Here is an 18,010-nt window from a genome sequence, read left to right as displayed (position 1 = left end):
GCCGGAGCTGAACCCGCGAACTCCCCGACCCACCGGGCCCGTTGAGCCCGAGAACAGGCGGCAAGGACCATGCGCGACAGATTCCGGCAACGCTCGGCCGCGGCGCTCGCGGCGGTCACCACGGCCGTGTTCGCCCTGACCACCGGCCCCGCCACGGCGACGGACGGCGAGCGCCAGGCCCGCTGGACGGGGGCGTGGGGAGCCGCGCACCAGGCCCCGGTGAGCATCCCGGGCTGGTCGCCCAACTGGTCCGTCGGCGGATTCACCGACGAGAGCGTCCGGCAGGTGGTCCGGGTCGCCTCGGCGGGCGAGCGGCTGCGGATCAGGGTGTCCAACCAGTACGGGACCCGTCCGCTGCGGGTCGTCGCCGCGACGGTCGGCCGGACCGGTGAGGGCGCCGCCGTCCGGCCCGGCAGCGTGAGGACCGTACGGTTCGGGGGCGACCGCGAGGTCGTCGTACCGCCCGGGAAGGAACGGGCCTCGGACGCGGTCGGGTTGCCGGTACGACCTCTGGAGCGGCTGACGGTAACCCTCCACTTCGGCGGGAGCACCGGCCCGGTCGGCTTCCACTCCGAAGGGCTGACGACCACCTATCGCGCCGCGGGCGATCTGACCCGGGACACCTCGGGCGCGCCGTTCGCCGGGGAGACCACCTACTCCTACTACGCCTTCTCCGGAGTCGATGTCGCGGGTGCGGCGTCGCGGGGCGCGGTCGTCGCCTTCGGAGACTCCATCACCGACGGCTACGGGTCGACGCCCGACGCCGACAACCGCTTTCCCGACCAGCTCGCCGAGCGCCTGACCGCCGCCCGCACCCGGCTGTCCGTCGTCAACTCCGGCATCAGCGGCAATCACCTGCTCACCGACTCGCCGTGCTCCGGCGTGAAGGGGACGGACCGCTTCCGCCACGATGTGCTCGACCGGCCCGGCGTAAGGACCGCCGTCGTCATGCTGGGCATCAACGACATCGGCTCCGGCGGTCAGCCCGACTTCGGCTGCGGCGCGGCCCCGACGGTCACCGCGCGCCAGTTGATCGAAGGGCACAAGGACCTGATCCGCCAGGCCCGCGCCCGGGGCGTCGAGATCGTCGGAACGACCCTGCTCCCCTTCAAGGGCGCGGGCTTCGGCTACTACACCGAGCCCAAGGAGCGGGTGCGCCAGGAGCTCAACCACTGGATCCGCACCAGCGGCGCGTACGACGCGGTCGCCGACGCCGATCTGGCCCTCCGCGACCCGGCCGACCCGGCGCGCCTGCTCCCCGCCTACGACTCGGGTGACCATCTCCACCCGGGCGACACGGGTATGGACGCCCTGGCGCGGGTGGTGCTTCCGCATATCGCGGGGGACTGAGGGCTCCGGTCACCGCGTGGGCCGGCGATCCGCCGTCCCGGCCGGGAGAGAGCGCCGTCACCCATGACGGCGCTCCCCCCCGGCCCCGCCGGTCAGAGGGTCAGCAGCGCCCGTACCGGGACGCCCGGGTCCGCGAGGGGGCGGGTCGCCAGCCGGATCAGGGGCAGCGGGTTGTCGTCGCCCGCGATCCGGTTGGCGCTGACGCCGTCACAGGAGAGACAGCGGTGGATGACCAGCCACTCGCCGTCCGGTCTGACCGCGAGGCCGATCGCCGTCATCCGGCCGCGGCACCGCGAGGCCCGGTCGCCCGGTATCCGGGCGTCCAGATGGAGGCTGGCCAGGCACTGCGGGCAGTGGTTGCGGTGCGCGGTGCCGGGCGCGTCGACGGACACGTCTAGCCGGCAGCCGGCACAGCGGAAGGACTCCCCGTGTTCACCGCTCCGGCCGTGCAGGACGCCCTTGGGCGCCTGGGGGCGTGGTCCGCCGCGGCGGCCCCCGGGGCCGCGCCCGTCTTTCGGCGGTTTCTCGGTTCTTCTCACCCGTCGTGGCACGGGGTCGTTCCTTTCTTCTTCGGCTTTCTTCCGTGCGGTGGGGGATGTCCGGGTCACAGCTCGCCGAAGAGTTCCAGGGGGAACGGAGGCGTGGCGAGGGGTCGGACGGCCATCCGCATGAGGATCAGATGGTTGTCGTCGGGGCTGACCGGTCCGGTCGACAGCTCACCGCAGCGGGTGCAGCGGTGGACGACCGTCCAATCGCCCGCGCGCAGGACGGCGACGGAGATCGGGCTCATCCGGGACCGGCACGCCGAGGGCCCGCCGTCGACGTGGTCGTCGAGATGGCGGGAGTGCAGACAACTCGGGCAGTGGTTGCGTACGGCCCCCTCGGGATCGAGGGCGCCGACGGTCAGTCCGCAGCGCACGCAGGTGAAGGTGTTGGTCCGCAGGACGGGGTGAGGTGTCGAAGGACGCGGACGGGAGGGGCTGTTGCCCTGGTGGGTGGACACTCGGGACTCCTGGCTGGAAGTGATGACGACAGCACGAGGAAGCCGAGCGGCACTCGGGGAGCGACGCCGGAACGGCCCGAAGGGGCACCGCCGCACGGTCGGCCGGGCGCGCGGGGGCGCACCGGGAGGACCGGCGGACGAACGGTGACGTACGGGAAAGGGACCGGCGTTCACCGGAGGGCGGGGCGGGAGACCCGGGCGAGGAGTACACCGGAACGGCCCGTGACACGGAGGTGTCAGGGGGGTCCGGGGACAGCCGGGGTCAGTTGCCGGACGCGCTCGCGGTGTGACGAGGCACGCTCGGCCCGGGCCGGGGCATACATCAGCTCTTTCCGGGGCGTGGAGCCCGAACGGCGACACCGGAACGGTGTCGCGACGACGAAGCACCCCTGGAGAAGGAGCGCGTCCGCACGCTAACAGCGGCGGGCGCGGGGGCGCGACCGATTTTCCCCGTCGTGCGCGAAGCGGTCCCGCGTCCGTTCCGGAGCAGGCCCCGCGCCTCCCGGCGGAGTCGGTACGGTTCCGCCTCCCGCGCCCCGGCCGGAACGGGCGCCGGGCACCACGCCGAGGCGGTCACTCCGGTCACGCCGGGCCCTGGGATCCCATGCGGCGCTGCGGTGTTTTGTCGTCACGCCGGGAAAATCGCCGCTTCGACGTGAACATGGCAAAAATGGCCACGGCGGAGGGCAGGGAAGAGGGTCAATCCGGCGCATACGGATACCGGGCCCGGTGGGCGGAGTGGTGTATTTTTTGCCGCCGCGCCGTCGGAGCGTCCCGGCGGGGGCGCGGGCGCCGGGGCGGGGCTCCCGGGTGAGATCGCGGAAAGTCGCCGCATGTGGCCTGGATCACAGTGCGTACCGGAATTCTTTGCCGGGCCTTGGTGAACCCGACCGCCAATTCCTTCGTAGTACACGACGGTTCGGCCGCCTCGCGGTCCTGAGCAGCCGGGCCGCGCCGTTCCCGGGTCGGTTCCCGGCGGCGGAGGCACGCCTCGGCGCCCCCCTCGGCGGGTCGGCTACCGGAATCAGGAAAGCGGTTGCTCGTTCAGCAGCGCGCACGCAGCGCCGCGCCACCGGAACGCGAGCCTCCTTCGATTTCGGCAAGAGCGCCTTCCTGCCAACCCCGGAACGGCGGCGCCCCGGCCCGGCAGGGCGGCCAAAAGTCGAACTTGTTGCGAGGGGTCGGTGCGGCCCAGGATCCCCATCACGTTGATTTGGCAGGCACATGACCCCCGTGTGGTGCATGGACCCGCCGAAGCGCGTGACCAGGGGCCCGTACACCGGACGGGCCCCGGCTTCCCATCGGAGGATTCGTGAAGGTCAAGACGCTCCTCGCACGGACCACTGGCCGAAGAGGCGTGGCCGCCGTCGTGGCCGGCCTCGCCACCGTCGCCGCCCTCTTGGCGCCGACCGCCGCGGCGGCCGACGCGCCCAAGGCGTCCGCCGCCAAGCTCGCCGCGGTACACAACGCCGTACTGGCCGCCGACGTCGGCGGTACGTCCTGGCTCACCGACGCCAAGTCGGGCAAGGTCGTCGTCACCGCCGACAGCACCGTGTCCAAGGCGGAGATCGCCAAGATCAAGAAGTCGGCCGGCGCGAGTGCCGACGCGCTGGTGATCAAGCGCACTCCCGGCAAGTTCAGCCGGCTGATCGCGGGCGGCGAGGCCATCACCTCCGCCGGTGTGCGCTGTTCCCTCGGCTTCAACGTCGTCAACAGCGCGCGTACGCAGTTCGCGCTGACCGCGGGCCACTGCACCAAGGGCAGGCCCAGCTGGAACATCGGTACCGCCGTCCCGGGCTGGACCGTCTTCCCGGTCTACGACCACGGTGTCATCCAGCACTCCAACCCGGCCGCGTCCGACGGCCGCGTCTATCTGTACAACGGCACCTACCGCGACATCATCAACGCCGCGAACCCCGTCCTGGGCCAGCGCATCGAGCGCTCCGGCAGCACCACCGGCTACCGCACCGGCACCGTGACCGGGCTGAACGCCACCGTCAACTACGGCGGCGGCCAGCTGGTCTACAACACCATCCAGACCAACGCCTGTGCCCAGCCCGGTGACAGCGGCGGCTCCCTCTTCAGCGGCAACACGGCTCACGGTCTGCTCTCCGGCGGCAGCGGCAACTGCACCGTGGGCGGCATCACGTTCTACGAGCCGGTCCTGCGGCCGCTCAGCCTCTACGGCCTGAGCGTCTTCTAACCGGGGGAGTCGACCGGCGGCCCCGCGGCCCCGTGGCCCCGAGCCCGTGGCCCTGAGCCCGCGGGCCGCCGGTCCGGCCCCGACGACCGCCGCTCCCGGACACCGGCCGGGCGGCGGGCGGACATCGCACGGGCGGTACGCGAAGGGGTATCCCCAGTCCCCTTCCCGTACCGCCCGTCACGCCGTACCGCACCCGATGGACCCGGACCGGGATCAGCCGGCCCGCAGCAGCGCGAGGCCGACCTCCACCAGCCGGTCACCGAGATCCGCCCGCGCGCCCAGCCGTCCCGTGCGTACCGCGTTGTCCACGACCGTCAGTACGGCGCTGACCACGATCCGGCCCTCCGCCGGATCCGTACCCGGCCGGGCCTCGCCGAACAGCCGCCCCCACAGCGCCAGATACTCCCGCTGCGCCTGGAGGGCCGACCGGCGCTCCTTGTCGGGCAGCTGGTCCAGTTCGGCGAGGAGGATGCCGATCAGACGCGTATGCCCGAGGGCGAAGTCGACGTACGAGCGCAGCAGCCGCTCCAGCGTCTCGAAGGGGGTGCCCGGTCCCTCCAGCGCGCGGGCCGTCCCGGCGCGCCGCTGCTCCCCGGCGCGTACCACTCCGGCGATCAGCAGATCGGTCTTGGTGGGGTAGTGCTTGTAGATACTGGGGCCCGACGCGCCGGCCGCCTCACCGATGTCGTCGGTGCTCACCGACTGGAAGCCCCGCTCGTCGAAGAGGCGCAGCGCCGCGCCGAGGATCTCCTCCCGGCGGGAGAGCGCGAGGGCGGCGTACGCCCCCGGCTCACGGGTGGCGTTCTCGCCCTCCGCGGTCGGGTCGCCGCCCCCGGGCGTCCCCAACTCGCAGCGGGCCGCCGCGGTCGCGAGACCGCGCATCACCTCTTCGAAACGGCGGCGCGGCAGGGACGTACGGTGCCAGGAGATGGAGCCGAGTACCGAGAGCACGGCCCACGCCAGCAGGGTCCGGTCGGCCGTCGGCAGCTCCGGCCGCTCGGCACCGATCAGCCCCCCGAGCGATCCGGCGGCGGCGCTCAGCACATGCCGCTCCCGTTCCCGCTGCTCGTCCGGCAGATGACGGGCCTCGCGCTGCCACAGCACGGCCGCGCCCCGGCGCTCGATGCTGTGCCCGGCGGCGGTGCCGAGATAGGTGTCGAGGTCCGGGGCGGCGGCGGTGCTCGCGGCGATCGTGTCGACGGTCCGGTCGACGACGCGGGCCAGCAGATCGGGCTTGCCGCGGAAGTGGCGGTAGAGCGCGGGCGCCGTGATGCCGACGGCACCGGCGACGTCCGCCACCGACACGTTGTGGTAGCCCCGGTCGCGGAAGAGGACGGCGGCCGCGTCGAGGATCCGCTCCTTGCGGTCCGGCGGTCTGCGGGCGGGCGCGCGGCGCGGTGTCGCGCCCGGTCCGGCGGCCCGGCCCCGGGAACCGGCCGCCGCGGGGACGGTGGGGGAGGCCGGGGAGTCGGCGGCGTCAGTCATCCGCACAACGTACCCCAACGGACGTCTCCGGTGACCCGTCCCTCACCTGGTGTTCGACCGGGTGTGCGGGCGCCGCGCCCCATGCCCCGCAGCACATAAGGCAGATGCCGCGTCTCGCCATGCCCTTACTCCCCTAAGTGAATGAGTCATAACGTGGGCCGGGTGAGGTGCGCGGATCGGATCCCCGGCGTTGGACACCGGATCCGCGCGGGTGCGGCGCCGGGCCCGGGCCCGTACCGGTGCGCGCCCGGTACCCCGGCCGGGGCGCGCACCGGTACGGCCTACGAGGCGGACGCGAGCCCGGCCGCCGGGCGCAGCCGGTCGCGGAGGCTGGTCTTGAGGACCTTCCCCGTCGGGGTCAGCGGCAGCGCGTCCACCAGATACGCCTCCCGGACCTTCTGGTACGGCGCGACCCGCGACGCGACATGGGCCATCAACTCGGCGAGGAACGCGTCGGCGCGCTCCGCCTCGGCGCGGGCGCCCGGTTCGAGGACGACGAAGGCGACGGGGATCTCCCCGGCGACGGGGTCGGGCCGGCCGACGACCGACGCCTGCGCCACCGCCGGATGTGAGCAGAGGACGTCCTCCAGCGGCTGCGGATAGACGTTGTAGCCCTTGTAGATCAGCATGTCCTTGGCCCGGCCGACGAGGAACAGGAATCCGTCCGCGTCCAGCCGGCCCAGGTCGCCGGTGCGCAGCCAGCCGTCGACGAACTGCTCGGCGGTCAGCTCGGGTTCGTCCTGGTAGCCGTCGGTGACCTGGGGGCCGCGGACCCAGATCTCGCCCGCATCGCCCCGCGGGAGTACGGTCCGGCCGTCCTCGGCGCGGATCTCGATCTCGGTGTGCGGCATCGGCGTGCCGACGGTGCCGTCGGGCACCGCCATGCCCGGCGGCACCATCGTGACGCCCATGGTGGCCTCGCTCAGGCCGTATCCCTCGTTGACGCTCGCGTCCGGCAGCGCCGCCCGCAGCCGGGCCAGGGCGCGCGAGTCGATGGGTGCGGCCCCCGAGGTGACCATCCGCAGCGACGAGAGGTCGCGCCGGTCCAGATCCGGGCTGCGCAGCATGGCGTAGAACATCGCGGGGGATCCTGCGACATGGGTGACGCCGTGGGTCTCGATCTCCTCGATGAACCGGTCGGCGTCGAACCGGCCGCCGGTGATCACACAGGTGGCGCCGAGCAGGGTGTTGGAGTTGTGCCCGACCAGGCCGAGGCCGTGGAAGAGCGGGGCGACGGCGATGTTGACGCACTCGCCCGGGACGACGCTCCCGGCGGGCGCGCCGGTCATCCGCTCCAGCCGCAGCCCGCCGTCCGCGTCGAGATAGGCCCGGGAGCAGGCGCGCCAGGTGACGCCCTGGAGGACGTTGGCGACGATATTGCGGTGCAGGACCCGGACCGCCTTGGTGCGTCCGGTGGTGCCGCCGGTCAGCTGGAGATGGGCGACCAGATCGGGGTCGGGGCGGTAGCCCTCCAGCGGGGGCGCGGTGAGCAGCGCCGTCAGTGGGATCCAGGTGCCGGGCGGCTCGGCGCCGGCCGGGGCGGGGCTGACGTCCGAGCCCGGTACATGGACCACGAGACCGGTCGCGGAGAGGACCTCCGCGACCGGCCCGGCCGCGGCGGCGGCCGGGTGGGTGAAGACGGCCGTGGCCCCGCAGTCGGCGAGCTGGGCGCGCAGGGCCTCGGGCGGCTGGGCCGGGTTGAGCGGTGCCACCGTGAGCCCGGCGCACAGGGCGCCGTAGTAGGCGACCACGTACCACATCGTGTTGGGCAGATGGAGCGCGGCGACATCACCCGGTACCAGTCCCCGGGCGCGCAGCGCGCCCGCCACCCGCAGGGCGGCTTCGCGCAGCTCGCCGTAGGTCAGCGTCTCCCCGCCGTCGCGCAGGGCGACACGGTCGGGATAGGCGCCCGCGGCGCCGGTCAGGATGGCGTCGGCGGCGACCCGGGGGATCTCGGGGGACGGGGGCTGGGACGAGGACCAGGCAAGGGTCACGGGGGTCTCCTGGTGACTGGCGGCGGCGGGGAACCCGGTCGGTCCGGTGAATGTCCGGATTCCGTTTTCGGACGGCAACTGCCCGTCGAGGGCGGGGTATCCGGCAGGCGAATACCAGGGATCCAGCGGTGCGAAGGGCCCTCGTTGTGACATTGAAGTTAATTCACGCTAACGCTGCTGTCCATGGTTGGGCGGCAGATCTTTCGCCGCCGTCGCAGGTGCGGGGGTCAGGACACGTACGGGCGCGGGGGCGGCTCGTGGCGGGTCTTCGGCGCGGTGGCGATCGCCGCGGCCGCGGCCGGCGCCACCACCGCCGCCGCAAAGCCGAGATCGGCGGCGCCGACCCCCGGGAGGTAGGGACCGGCCAGGCAGGCGCCGGACGGCAGCCGGGCCGGATCGGCGGGCCCCGGCCGGTCCAGCGCGTCCCGGACGAGACGGAAGGTGACGGAGTCGTACAGCAGGCCGATATGGGTCACCAGGCGGATCCCGCACACGTCCTGGAGCTTGATGTTCCGCGCGCCCTCCCGTATCGAGGTGGAGTACGGCACGACCACGGTGTCGTTCCTGGTGTAGATCCCGGTGTACGACACCGGTCCCGGCGTCGGGTCCCCGGAGTTCAGGGCCTTCAGGAACTCCGAGCCGCGGGACATCTGGTGCAGCGCAGGGGCGCAGGACAGGGCGCACACCAGGTCCCCGGCGGCCGCGCCGTACTCGGGCGTGCCGAGGCTGACCACGTCGTCCACCGACTCGCGCAGCCCCGGCCAGTAGGTCAGCGCCCAGCGGATCTGGAGCCCGCCCTGGCTGTGGCCGATCGCGTCCACGGGCCGCCCGGTGGCCGCCCGTATCGTGGTCAGGGCGTGGACGACGTACTCGGCCGACTCCTGGATGTCGACCAGGGACCGGCCGGGGAGGTCGACCGTACAGACGTCGTAGCCGAGGTCGCGCAGGGCGGGGACGTAGTTCCAGCCCCAGTTCAGTTCGGCCCCGACACCGGTGCCGTGCACCAGGAGCACCGGGTCCCGCTGTGAACGGCCCAGCTCGTCGGGGCAGTCGAGGGCGGCGGCCAGCCGGTCGGCCGGCACGCTCAGCGGTGGATCCGCGGCCGTGGCCGGGGGCGGCGGCACGGCGCCCGTGGCGGGTACGGCGGGCGCCAGCGCGAAGAGCGCGGCACACAGCGCGGCGACGGCGCTCCGCCGTCCGCGGCGGCGGTGGACTCGTTCGGCGGTCGGCATGAGGACTCCTTCGTCCGGGTGGTACGGGGCTGCCCCGGTGGGGCGGTGTGCGGGGGAGGCCGACTGTCACACGGTCGCGGTCCCGCGGTAACCCGCGGGACACGGCATCGTCGCCGTGACCCGCGGACGTGTGCCCGGGCACACCCGCCGCCCACGACCGCGCGTCCACCGCACAAGGACGGCGACGCCCGCGCGACGGCGGTGAGGCTTCCGCGCGACGCTGGTGAGGCTTCCGGGCGACGGCGGTGCCGGCCGGGCGGTGACCGGGATCCCCCGGATCAGCCCCCGGGCTCCGGCGGCGCGGTCAGTCCCTCCGCGTCCAGGGCCATCGCCAGGTCCACCACGTCCCGGGGGTTCGCGAGACTTCGGCCGGTGAGGCGTTCGAGGCGGCGCAGACGGTTGAGCACCGTGTTGCGATGGCAGTACAGCAGCTCACCCGCGCGCCGCGTGGAGCCGCCGCGGTCCAGCCAGGCGGCGAGCGTCGTCAGCAGATCGGCCCGCTCCGCGGGCTCCACCGCCCGCAGCGGACCGAACACCTGCTCGGCGACGTCCGCGGCGAGATCGGGCCGGGCCACGACGAACGCCCGCGCCAGGCGGTCGCCGAGCCGGTGGAGCGTCCCGTCCGCCGGACACGCGGCCAGGGCGAGCCCGGCCAGTTCGCGGGCCCGGCCCAGCCGCTCCAGGCCGTCCACCACGGTACTGACACCCCCTCGGGCCCCGGGCGCCACCGGGACCAGTCGCGTCAGCTCCTCCGGCGGACGGGCGCCGAGGTGCGCCACGACCGCCGTGGCCCCGTCCAGCGGGCACCAGAACAGCGCCACCCCGTCCACGACCTCGTGGACCGGATCCGTGTCGGCGCGCTCCGCGCCGGGGCCGCGCAGCAGCGCGACCGCGTACCGGCCCCGCTTCGGCAGCCCGAGACAGACGGCGAACGCCGCGACGCGCACCGGATCGGCCCGGCCGCGCAGCAGCGCGCGCAGCGCCGGTCGCAGACCGCGCCCGTCGCCGTCGGAGAGCCCGGCGGTCACCCGCCGGTACGCCTCGACCAGCAGGGCCGTGTCCCGGTCCACCCGGCGCCAGACGTCGCCCGCGGCGAAGGCCAGCGCCGGGGTCCGGTCGGGGCACTCCCGGACGACCAGGGCGACCAGTTCCTCCCACAGCCGGGTACCGCCGATCCGGTACGCGTGCAGCACGGCCTGGAGCGGAACGCCGTCGGAGGCCCGGCGGCGGCCGGTCTCCCACGCGTACTCCCCCGACTCCGCCGCCCGGCCCGGGTCGACGAGGCCCCCGAGGAACGTGTCGAGACCGAGCCGCGCCGACTCCGCGAGATCCGGCGGCGCGAGCAGCGGATCGCCGTAGAAAGCGCTGACGGTACGCAGCCGGGAGACGGCGCCGTCGGCCAGGGCGGGCAGCCCGGGCCGGAGCAGCCCGGCGGCCAGCCGCAGTACACCGTCGGCGCGGTCGGTATCCGTCCCGGATCCGGTCCCCACCACGCCCGGGGAGTCCGCCGGCCATCGGTCGTACGGGCCTTCGCGGGATGCTGTCGGCTGCCGCACGGTCTCCCTCCGATCTCCGGGTCGCACCGGCCCCGGTAGCGCCTTCTCACGTTAGGGCGAAATCACATACTGGTCCATAACGCGAGGAAGGAGATTTGTTTGACCTTCTCAGGAGTCCCCAACTCCGGTTTACTTGTTGATGATCGTTCAGCAGGGTGGGGAAAGGGGCGTGGCCGCCATGGCGGGACCGGCGGGAGCGATGGGGGCGGACGGCCCGGGGGCGGCCCCCGGAGCCCCCGCCGCCGACATCTCCGGCGAACTCGCCGGGTTCTACCGGCTGATCGACTCCGCCATCGGCGCCTGCGAGGAGTTCCGGGAGGCCGTGCTGCGGGTGGAGGAGTCCCTCACCCGGTTGCGGTCCGCCCGGCCCCCCGGCCCGCCGCCCGCGGTGCTGGGCGGCGACGCGCTGCGGGACGCCTGGTCCGCCTACGCCGAGGCGCTGCTGTCGATGAACCGGGCCGTCACCCACGCCCGGGCCGAGGGCTACCGGGCCGCCGTCGACGACGGCGGGGTCGGCCTCACCGAACTCGCCCGGCTCTCCGGTCACTCCCGCCAGCAGGTGACCCGGCTCGTCAACCGCGGCCGGGCGGCCCGCGAGGACATCTGACGGCTCCTCGCGTACCGCCGGCCGGTCGTGCGGTCGGGCCGGGCCGGGTCGGTGCGGTCGTCCGTCAGAAGCCGCCGACGCCCGCGTCGCGCGCGGCGTTCTGCGCGTCCTTCGGCAGCCGGGTGTCCAGCGGGGCGCGCTTCGCGCCGGCGCTCAGCCGGTTCAGCTCCCAGCCGCCGCGGTCCTTCGCGGTCGCCCGCAGATTCCACGACGAGGCCATGCCCGCGTACAGGAAGCCCTTGTCCTCGAAGGGCAGGAACACCCGTACGCCGTGCTGCGACCGGTTGCCGAAGCCGTTGAGGGTCTCCGCCACCGCGGGCTTTGCCGGGTCGTCCATCCGCCAGACGTCACCCCCGCCGAGGGTCGCCTTCATCGACGGGCCGACGACCGACTCCAGGCTTCTGCGGGTGGTGTCCGACAGCCCGTTGTTCACGGCGGTGAAATGCGCGCCGGGCGTGATCAGGCCCGTGCTGTCGAACGTCGCCATGTAGAGCCGGTCCTGGAAGACGGTGAACGTCCACGCGTAGGAGTTGCCGACGTTGCCGTTGAAGCCCGAGGGGCCGAACTTCGGGGTCTGGCCCAGCAGGTTGGGCTTGGCCGTCCACCGCTTGGTGTTGGGGTTGTAGACCGGCAGATTCTTCTCCCCGTACAGCAGGGTCGCCCGCTGCTCGTCGGTACCGGGGTCGCTGATCCGGAAGACCGTGGTCGGCCGGGAGCCGGAGATCATGTCGCGCTTGATCAGCGCGTCGCCCTTCGGCCTGCCGTACGTCTTCCACATCGTCTGGACCGCGCCGACCGCCGCCTGGTTGTAACTGCCGACGTACAGCTCGCCCTTCCACTCGGCGAGCGCGCCCCACGCCACGCCCTTGCTCAGCGCCGGGTCGGGGTCGTACTGGTCCCAGGAGAAGATCGGCTTCCACGCCGCCGCGGCGTCGAAGGTCAGCCCGGTGGACGGGATCGGCGGGCTCATCCAGATCTTTGCGGCGCCACCGCTGACCGCGCCGTTGTCGCCGGGCAGCTGGGTACCCCAGCCGGAGGCGACGAGCCGGTCCTTGAACGTGGTGAGGTAGCCGGGGTCGTTCTCCAGCTGGGCGACGGTGTCGAAGACGAACGGGTTCGTCTTGTCACCGGCCCAGCGCAGGATCCGGCCGCCGTTCACACCCGGGGCGCGCCCGGCGAGATAGAGGTTGCCGTCCGCGGCGACGACACCGCCGCGCGCGCTGACCAGGTCCGTATACGCCTTGGAGCCGAGGAAGCGGCCGGTGCTGCCCTCGAACGCGAACATCGAGAGACCGTGGCCGACGGTCTGGCCCTCGGCCACCAACTGCCCGAACAGGAAGACCACATCGCCGTGGGCCGCGGCGCCGCGCAGCCCCACGGTCCGCTTGATCAGCGGGTCGGCGGCGGGTGTGATGTCCTCGGTCTTCTGGGTGTCGGCGTCGACCCGCAGGATCTGCGGGGTCCGCGCGTCACCGTAGATGGGGCCCAGCGCGTCCGCGCCCGCGCCCTTGCCGTACTCGCAGACGTCGGCGTTCCTCACCAGACGCGGAGTCAGGTCCCCGTTGTACGTCGACGACGCGTTGCAGGTGACATTGGCGAGAGTGCCGAAGTAGGCGTAGTCGCCGGAGCGGGCGGCACTCCATACATACGCGCCGTTGATCTTCGGCTGGAAGCCGGAGGGGCAGGCGCCGCCGCTCGGCTGCGGGCGGGGCCCGCCGATCGACCGGAAGCACTCGTCCACCTGGGCGCGGGCGGTCTGTTCGACATCGAGGACCGGACCCCGGTGGTACGACGCACCGGTCCGCGCGGCCTCGGTGGTCTGCCCGGTCTGCTCGGTCTTCGTCGTCCGGTCGGCGGGGGCCGCGGACGCCGTGACGTTCGGGACGACGAGCGCGGCGATCGACGCCAGGCCGGTGGCGACGATCGCGAGACGGCCGCGGGGTGACACCGTACGGCCGGTTCTGCGGAGTTTCATGACATGCACCTTCGTGTGGTCGTCCGCTCACTTGTGGGATGAGGGAGAGCATCGGGGCGCACGCCGGGGGTGCGTCAACAGCCGCCGGGGACGGCTTCTCCGAGACCCGTTCCGGGGTCCCGGGAGCCGGCCGGGCCGTTATCGGAGGGCGGTTCGGGTCAGGCGGCGTCGCGGTGCGGCCGGTCCAGCAGCAGATGGAGCGCCGCGATCAGACAGATCTGGTGCCGGGACACCCCGCCCAGCTTTCTTCGCAGGTTGGCGATATGGAACTTGACCGTGCGTTCCGATATGTAGAGCCGTTCGGCTATTTCATCGTTGGACGGCGCATGGGCCAGCAGTTCGAAGACGGTTAGTTCCTGATCGGTAAATGATTGGATCATTGAGAACCGTTGGCGCAGATCACCGAAGCCGAACTGCCGGGTCAGGAAGAGAATCACATGCCGGGCTTCCGTCATAACTGGCCTCCACGGGTCCGGGTCCTCCAGATTTGATCGGTGGACTCTAGCAAGCGCTGCTCGACCGGTCGGTTATCACGGAGTAATCAGTTCTTGATGAGCGACGAGGCGAGCAGAAAGCGCTGATCCGCCTGCGCCTTGGCGAGTTGGAGCTTCTCGGTGTGCTGTTCGACCAGTTGTTGCTGGTAGGCGGAGTCCACGGCATGGGCAATGCCGACCAGATTGACCTTCTTCTTGCAGTTCACATCGGCTTTGGCGGCGGTCACGGCTGCGGCGGAACTCGCCTCGGGCCCCTCGAAGCCGAGTTCCTTGGCGGCCCGCAGCGGTGAAGTTGTCGAGTAACCGCTTTCCTTCATGCACGACGACCAGCGGGCGAGCACCTCGCGTATCCGGGAGTCCTTGAATGCGCGCGCTTCGGCCTCGGCGCGCAGATGGAAGACGAAGAGAGCGTCGACGCTGTCGGGAGTGGGTGCCCAGAGTTTGAGATACGACTCCCTGACACAGCCGCCTGCGGGTATCACAGCCCCATTGACCCGCGGCCCTTCGGCGCGGCGTTCGGCCTGTTGCTGGGATGTCGGCCAGGTGCCCGGATCCTCTTTCTCCCGGCCGTAGAGGGCGAGCCTCTCCGCACCGCTCACGACGGGCGTCGGCGGTGCGCCCCGGGAACCGCCCGGCCTGGCGTAGCCGTGGCGGGCCGCCCGCGCCGGGTCGGAGACGCCGTAGCGTGCTGCCCCCTCGGCGCCGGCCCGGGGTGGCTGGGCGAGGCCGGTGAAGGTGAATCCGTACCGGCTCATACATCGGCTGACCAGCACCGACTGACTACGGTTCACCACCTCGCGGTCGGCGGAACGGTGTTCGTAGGCGTCCAGAGGGTAGGCGAGTCCGGCGGAGCCGACGAGGGTACGGACCTCCTCGACGGGCGGCTCCTTCGGCTCCTTCGATGACGGGTGATCCGGCGAGCCGCCGCAGCCGGACAGGGCGAGGGCGGCGAGCAGGGGCACGGCGGCGCGGCGGACGGCGGCGGGTTTCTGGCTCATGGCGATCCTCGGGAGGGCGGGGGCGGGCGCACCGCCCGTCGTACGATGGACGCCTCTGGTCCGCCCGCTGATTCCGGGCGGACCAGAGGCGTGATGGGGCGGGACGATTACCAGCAGGCGCCCCAGCTCGACGAGGAGATCTTGTTCTTGAAGTTGACCGATGCGTTCCCGATGTGGCCGGACGGGATCTGGCCGGCGGCGCCCTGCCAGTCGGCGTCGGTGAACACACACCACTGGAGCAGGCTCCGGTTGCGGTACGAGGCGGTGTCGTCGTTCACGACGTTGTCGTAACCGCTGCAGGACGGAGAGCCCTTGAAGCGGTTGTTGCTGAACGTCTTGTCGTCCGCGGTGTAGTCGTGGACGCAGCCGCCCTGGTTGGAGTTGTAGTACAGGCCCATCTCGGCGTCCTCCAGAACGCCGTTCTGCGGGGTCGGCGAGGCGACGGCAACACCGCCGAGACCGACGACGGCGGTCGCGGCGAATGCGAGGGCGGCGAACCGCAGCCCGGTACGTGAACCGATCATGGATCCACTCCTTCAGGGGAGTCGGTGGGGACGACCGGGGCGAGGCGTGCCCTGATCGGCGACCACTGCAACAGACCCGCTCACAGCGCGTCTACTGTCCTCGGGGACAGTGGACGGCACCCCCTGTCGACCGTATGTTCGGGGGCCATCGCCCCGCCCGCCCCGACGTCACCCCCCGGTCCCTCATGGCCGAACGGGGGCGGCGGGGACGTCCGGACCGCGGCGCGTGGCAGCAGCGGATCGGCGGGAAGGGCGCACGACATGCCGGAACAGGACGACGACGACCGTACGGCCGATCCGGCCCGCCGCCGCACCCGGCGGGCGCCGGACGGCCTCGCGCGGCGCCGCCGGCTGGTCGTCTTCACCATCGCGGGATCCGTCCTGCTCGCCGGGGCCGGGGTCGCCGCGTCCCGGGTGGTGAAATCGCCGGCGCAGTTGGCCGCCGAGGCCGAACCGCCCCGGCAGGGCCCGCTGACGGCGCCGGTGGAACGGCGCGTCCTGACCTCGTCGGTGATCACCCGCGGCAAGGTCACCGCCGCGCAGACCGTGGAGGTCGCGCCCCGCTCGTCCGGCGGCGACGGCGACGGCGGGGGCCGCACGGTGGTGACACAGCTGGCGGTACGTTCCGGGCAGACCCTGAAGCCGGGAACGCTGCTGATGGAGGTATCGGGGCGGCCCGTCTTCGTCCTGCCGGGAGCGCTCCCCGTCTACCGGGACCTGCGGCCGGGCGCCGAGGGCCGGGACGTGGCCCAGCTCCAGCGCGCCCTCCGCGGCCTCGGACACGGCACCGGGAACGACCGGAGCGGAGTCTTCGGATCCGGTACGAAGGCCGCGCTCGGCGCCTTCTACGCGGCACTCGGCTACGACCCCGTCCCCGCCACCTCCGACGACGGGTCGGCACTGCGGGAGGCGCGTGCGACGGTCGCCGCCGCCGAACGGGCCCTGGAGGACGCGCTCGACGAGCGGGAATCCCGGAGCACGGGACCGGATCCGGCGGCCGGCGGTACGACTCCGGGGCCCGGGGTGGCCGGTACGGAACGCGTGGCCGGGGGGAACCGGGGCGTCGAACGCGCCCGGGAGGACCTGGCCGCCGCCCGGCAGCGGCTCGCCGAGGTCGTCGCGGCCACCGGCCCCACCCTCCCCGCGGCCGAGGTCGTCTTCCTGACCGGCTTCCCGGCCCGGGTCGGCGCGGTGACGGCCCGCGTCGGGACCGGGACGGACGGCGGCGCGATGACGCTCTCCGCCGGAGCGCCGATGGTCACCGCGGAGGTGGCGGAGCATCAGAAGGACCTGGTACGCGCCGGACAGCGGGTCCGGGTCCTGTCCGAGCTGACGGGGATCTCCTTCGGCGGCGAGGTGGTGTCGGTGGGCGCCGGGACGGCGGCCGTCCCGCCGTCCGGCGAGCACGGCGGTCAGGACGACTCCGGCGACGGCGACGGTGGCGCAGACGGCGGCGGGGAGGACGGGGCCGCCGCCCGTGCCCCCGGGTACACCGTCGAGATCGCCCCCGACCGGGCGCCGGACCCGCGGCTCATCGGCCAGGACGTCCGGGTCACCGTCGAGGCCGCGGCCACCGGAGGTCCCGCCCTGGTGGTCCCGGTGACCGCGATCACCGCCGGCGCCGACGGCCGTACCGCGGTCGCCGTGGTGGCCGGGACGGGCGCCCCGCGCCGGGTCGAGGTGCGTCCCGGCGGGACGGGCGACGGCTTCGTGGCCGTCACCCCCGTCGGCGCCGCCCGGCTACGGCCGGGCGACCAGGTCGTGACGGGGGTCCGCGAGCGCGCCGAGGGGGACGGCGGATGACCGCGCCGGTGATGGAGTTCCGCGAGGTGGGCCTCGTCTATCCCGGTCCGCCGCCGGTGACGGCGCTGGCGGAGTGCCGGCTGGTGGTCGGACGGGGCGAGTTCGTCGCCGTCGTCGGCCCCTCCGGCTCCGGCAAGTCGACCTTCCTCAATATCGCCGGTCTGCTGGACGTCCCCACCTCGGGGACGTACCTCGTCGACGGCGTCGACTCCCGTACCCTCACCGAGGGCGAGCGGACCGCCCTGCGCGGCCGCCGGATCGGCTTCGTCTTCCAGTCCTTCCATCTGCTGCCGCACCGCTCGGCCGCGGAGAACGTCGGACTCGCCCTCGTCTACACCGGCACGCCTCGGGCGGAGCGGGACCGGCGGGCCCGTGAGGCGCTCGACCGGGTCGGCCTCGGGCGGCGTACCGAATCCCCGCCCACCCGGCTGTCCGGTGGCGAGCGCCAGCGGGTCGCCCTGGCCCGGGCGATCGTCGCCCGGCCCGCGCTGCTGCTCTGCGACGAGCCCACGGGCAACCTCGACACCGGGAACGCGACGGCCGTGATGGACCTCCTCGCCGGACTCAACGCCGACGGTATGACGATCGTGGTCATCACCCACGACCCGGAGGTCGCCGCCCAGGCGGGACGCACGGTCACCATCCGGGACGGGCGGCTCACCGAACCACCGGCCGCCGCCCCCGGTGTCGCAGCCGGTGCCGCAGCGGATGTCACAGCCGATGTCGCCGCCGGCGCCCGGGTGGCGCGGTGAAGCGGCCCGGCCGGCGGGCCCGCGACGTCCCCCC

General features: G+C 73.2%; 15 protein-coding genes. 5 read left to right on the top strand and 10 right to left on the bottom strand.

What is annotated here, in order from left to right; translation table 11 throughout:
* Window positions 1-69 precede the first annotated feature (69 nt).
* Window positions 70-1,350: an SGNH/GDSL hydrolase family protein gene (locus ACFXG1_RS01410; protein WP_384719971.1), complete on the top strand. Its 1,281-nt coding sequence runs from the start codon at window positions 70-72 to the stop codon at window positions 1,348-1,350.
* Window positions 1,351-1,442: 92 nt separating this feature from the next.
* Here the strand turns inward: ACFXG1_RS01410 and ACFXG1_RS01405 are convergent, their stop codons facing one another.
* Both ACFXG1_RS01405 and ACFXG1_RS01400 read right to left on the bottom strand, forming a co-directional pair.
* Window positions 1,443-1,901 carry an RNHCP domain-containing protein gene (locus ACFXG1_RS01405; RefSeq protein WP_384719973.1) on the bottom strand — a complete coding sequence of 153 codons (459 nt, stop codon included), beginning with the start codon at window positions 1,899-1,901 and terminating at the stop codon, window positions 1,443-1,445.
* A 53-nt stretch (window positions 1,902-1,954) separates the two neighbouring features.
* Window positions 1,955-2,353 (bottom strand): RNHCP domain-containing protein, encoded by a 399-nt coding sequence (locus tag ACFXG1_RS01400; RefSeq protein ID WP_384719975.1) that lies wholly within the window; start codon window positions 2,351-2,353, stop codon window positions 1,955-1,957.
* Between the two features lie 1,312 nt (window positions 2,354-3,665).
* Between ACFXG1_RS01400 and ACFXG1_RS01395 the strand changes: the two genes are divergently transcribed.
* Window positions 3,666-4,556 (top strand): S1 family peptidase, encoded by an 891-nt coding sequence (locus ACFXG1_RS01395; protein WP_384740153.1) that lies wholly within the window; start codon window positions 3,666-3,668, stop codon window positions 4,554-4,556.
* A gap of 213 nt (window positions 4,557-4,769) precedes the next feature.
* Here ACFXG1_RS01395 and ACFXG1_RS01390 read toward each other — a convergent pair whose 3' ends face one another.
* The 4 genes from ACFXG1_RS01390 to ACFXG1_RS01375 form a co-directional block, all read right to left on the bottom strand.
* Window positions 4,770-6,041, bottom strand: a complete 1,272-nt coding sequence (locus ACFXG1_RS01390; RefSeq protein ID WP_384740150.1) for a TetR/AcrR family transcriptional regulator — start codon at window positions 6,039-6,041, stop codon at window positions 4,770-4,772.
* A gap of 281 nt (window positions 6,042-6,322) precedes the next feature.
* Window positions 6,323-8,035: a class I adenylate-forming enzyme family protein gene (locus ACFXG1_RS01385; protein ID WP_384740148.1), complete on the bottom strand. Its 1,713-nt coding sequence runs from the start codon at window positions 8,033-8,035 to the stop codon at window positions 6,323-6,325.
* A gap of 227 nt (window positions 8,036-8,262) precedes the next feature.
* Window positions 8,263-9,267: an esterase/lipase family protein gene (locus ACFXG1_RS01380; RefSeq protein WP_384740145.1), complete on the bottom strand. Its 1,005-nt coding sequence runs from the start codon at window positions 9,265-9,267 to the stop codon at window positions 8,263-8,265.
* 278 nt (window positions 9,268-9,545) lie between these two features.
* A complete protein-coding gene (locus tag ACFXG1_RS01375; RefSeq protein ID WP_384740142.1) occupies window positions 9,546-10,823 on the bottom strand; it encodes a helix-turn-helix domain-containing protein in 1,278 nt (425 codons plus the stop codon).
* A gap of 169 nt (window positions 10,824-10,992) precedes the next feature.
* Between ACFXG1_RS01375 and ACFXG1_RS01370 the strand changes: the two genes are divergently transcribed.
* On the top strand, window positions 10,993-11,430 hold the full coding sequence (locus ACFXG1_RS01370; RefSeq protein WP_384740139.1) for a hypothetical protein: 438 nt from the start codon (window positions 10,993-10,995) through the stop codon (window positions 11,428-11,430).
* A gap of 64 nt (window positions 11,431-11,494) precedes the next feature.
* Here the strand turns inward: ACFXG1_RS01370 and ACFXG1_RS01365 are convergent, their stop codons facing one another.
* The 4 genes from ACFXG1_RS01365 to ACFXG1_RS01350 all read right to left on the bottom strand — a co-directional run bounded on the left by ACFXG1_RS01365 (window position 11,495) and on the right by ACFXG1_RS01350 (window position 15,421).
* Window positions 11,495-13,405, bottom strand: coding sequence for a hypothetical protein (locus ACFXG1_RS01365; protein ID WP_384716848.1), 1,911 nt, complete (start codon window positions 13,403-13,405; stop codon window positions 11,495-11,497).
* Window positions 13,406-13,563: 158 nt separating this feature from the next.
* On the bottom strand, window positions 13,564-13,785 hold the full coding sequence (locus ACFXG1_RS01360) for a response regulator transcription factor (protein ID WP_384716845.1): 222 nt from the start codon (window positions 13,783-13,785) through the stop codon (window positions 13,564-13,566).
* Between the two features lie 161 nt (window positions 13,786-13,946).
* Window positions 13,947-14,897, bottom strand: coding sequence for a hypothetical protein (locus ACFXG1_RS01355; protein WP_384716843.1), 951 nt, complete (start codon window positions 14,895-14,897; stop codon window positions 13,947-13,949).
* Between the two features lie 107 nt (window positions 14,898-15,004).
* Window positions 15,005-15,421: a hypothetical protein gene (locus tag ACFXG1_RS01350; protein ID WP_384716841.1), complete on the bottom strand. Its 417-nt coding sequence runs from the start codon at window positions 15,419-15,421 to the stop codon at window positions 15,005-15,007.
* Window positions 15,422-15,682: 261 nt separating this feature from the next.
* On the opposite strand from ACFXG1_RS01350, the gene ACFXG1_RS01345 reads away from it, so the two are divergent.
* Both ACFXG1_RS01345 and ACFXG1_RS01340 read left to right on the top strand, forming a co-directional pair.
* A complete protein-coding gene (locus ACFXG1_RS01345; RefSeq protein ID WP_384740134.1) occupies window positions 15,683-17,224 on the top strand; it encodes a peptidoglycan-binding protein in 1,542 nt (513 codons plus the stop codon).
* Entirely contained in the window at window positions 17,221-17,976 is a 756-nt protein-coding gene (locus tag ACFXG1_RS01340; RefSeq protein ID WP_384720099.1) for an ABC transporter ATP-binding protein, read from the top strand. Before ACFXG1_RS01345 ends, ACFXG1_RS01340 begins: the two co-directional genes overlap by 4 nt.
* Window positions 17,977-18,010 lie beyond the last annotated feature (34 nt).

It is taken from the genome of Streptomyces sp. NPDC059248 (genome assembly GCF_042753905.1).
Classification (GTDB): Bacteria; Actinomycetota; Actinomycetes; order Streptomycetales; family Streptomycetaceae; genus Streptomyces.
This window is presented reverse-complemented; position numbering and strand designations above follow the sequence as displayed.

Bases quoted from the DNA above. Each gene is read 5' to 3' on its own strand.
- ACFXG1_RS01410 (WP_384719971.1), top strand. From the start codon at position 70: ATGCGCGACAGATTCCGGCAACGCTCGGCCGCGGCGCTCGCGGCGGTC.
- ACFXG1_RS01390 (WP_384740150.1), bottom strand. From the start codon at position 6,041: ATGACTGACGCCGCCGACTCCCCGGCCTCCCCCACCGTCCCCGCGGCG.
- ACFXG1_RS01380 (WP_384740145.1), bottom strand. From the start codon at position 9,267: ATGCCGACCGCCGAACGAGTCCACCGCCGCCGCGGACGGCGGAGCGCC.
- ACFXG1_RS01365 (WP_384716848.1), bottom strand. From the start codon at position 13,405: ATGAAACTCCGCAGAACCGGCCGTACGGTGTCACCCCGCGGCCGTCTC.
- ACFXG1_RS01360 (WP_384716845.1), bottom strand. From the start codon at position 13,785: ATGATCCAATCATTTACCGATCAGGAACTAACCGTCTTCGAACTGCTG.
- ACFXG1_RS01355 (WP_384716843.1), bottom strand. From the start codon at position 14,897: ATGAGCCAGAAACCCGCCGCCGTCCGCCGCGCCGCCGTGCCCCTGCTC.
- ACFXG1_RS01350 (WP_384716841.1), bottom strand. From the start codon at position 15,421: ATGATCGGTTCACGTACCGGGCTGCGGTTCGCCGCCCTCGCATTCGCC.
- ACFXG1_RS01345 (WP_384740134.1), top strand. From the start codon at position 15,683: ATGCCGGAACAGGACGACGACGACCGTACGGCCGATCCGGCCCGCCGC.
- ACFXG1_RS01340 (WP_384720099.1), top strand. From the start codon at position 17,221: ATGACCGCGCCGGTGATGGAGTTCCGCGAGGTGGGCCTCGTCTATCCC.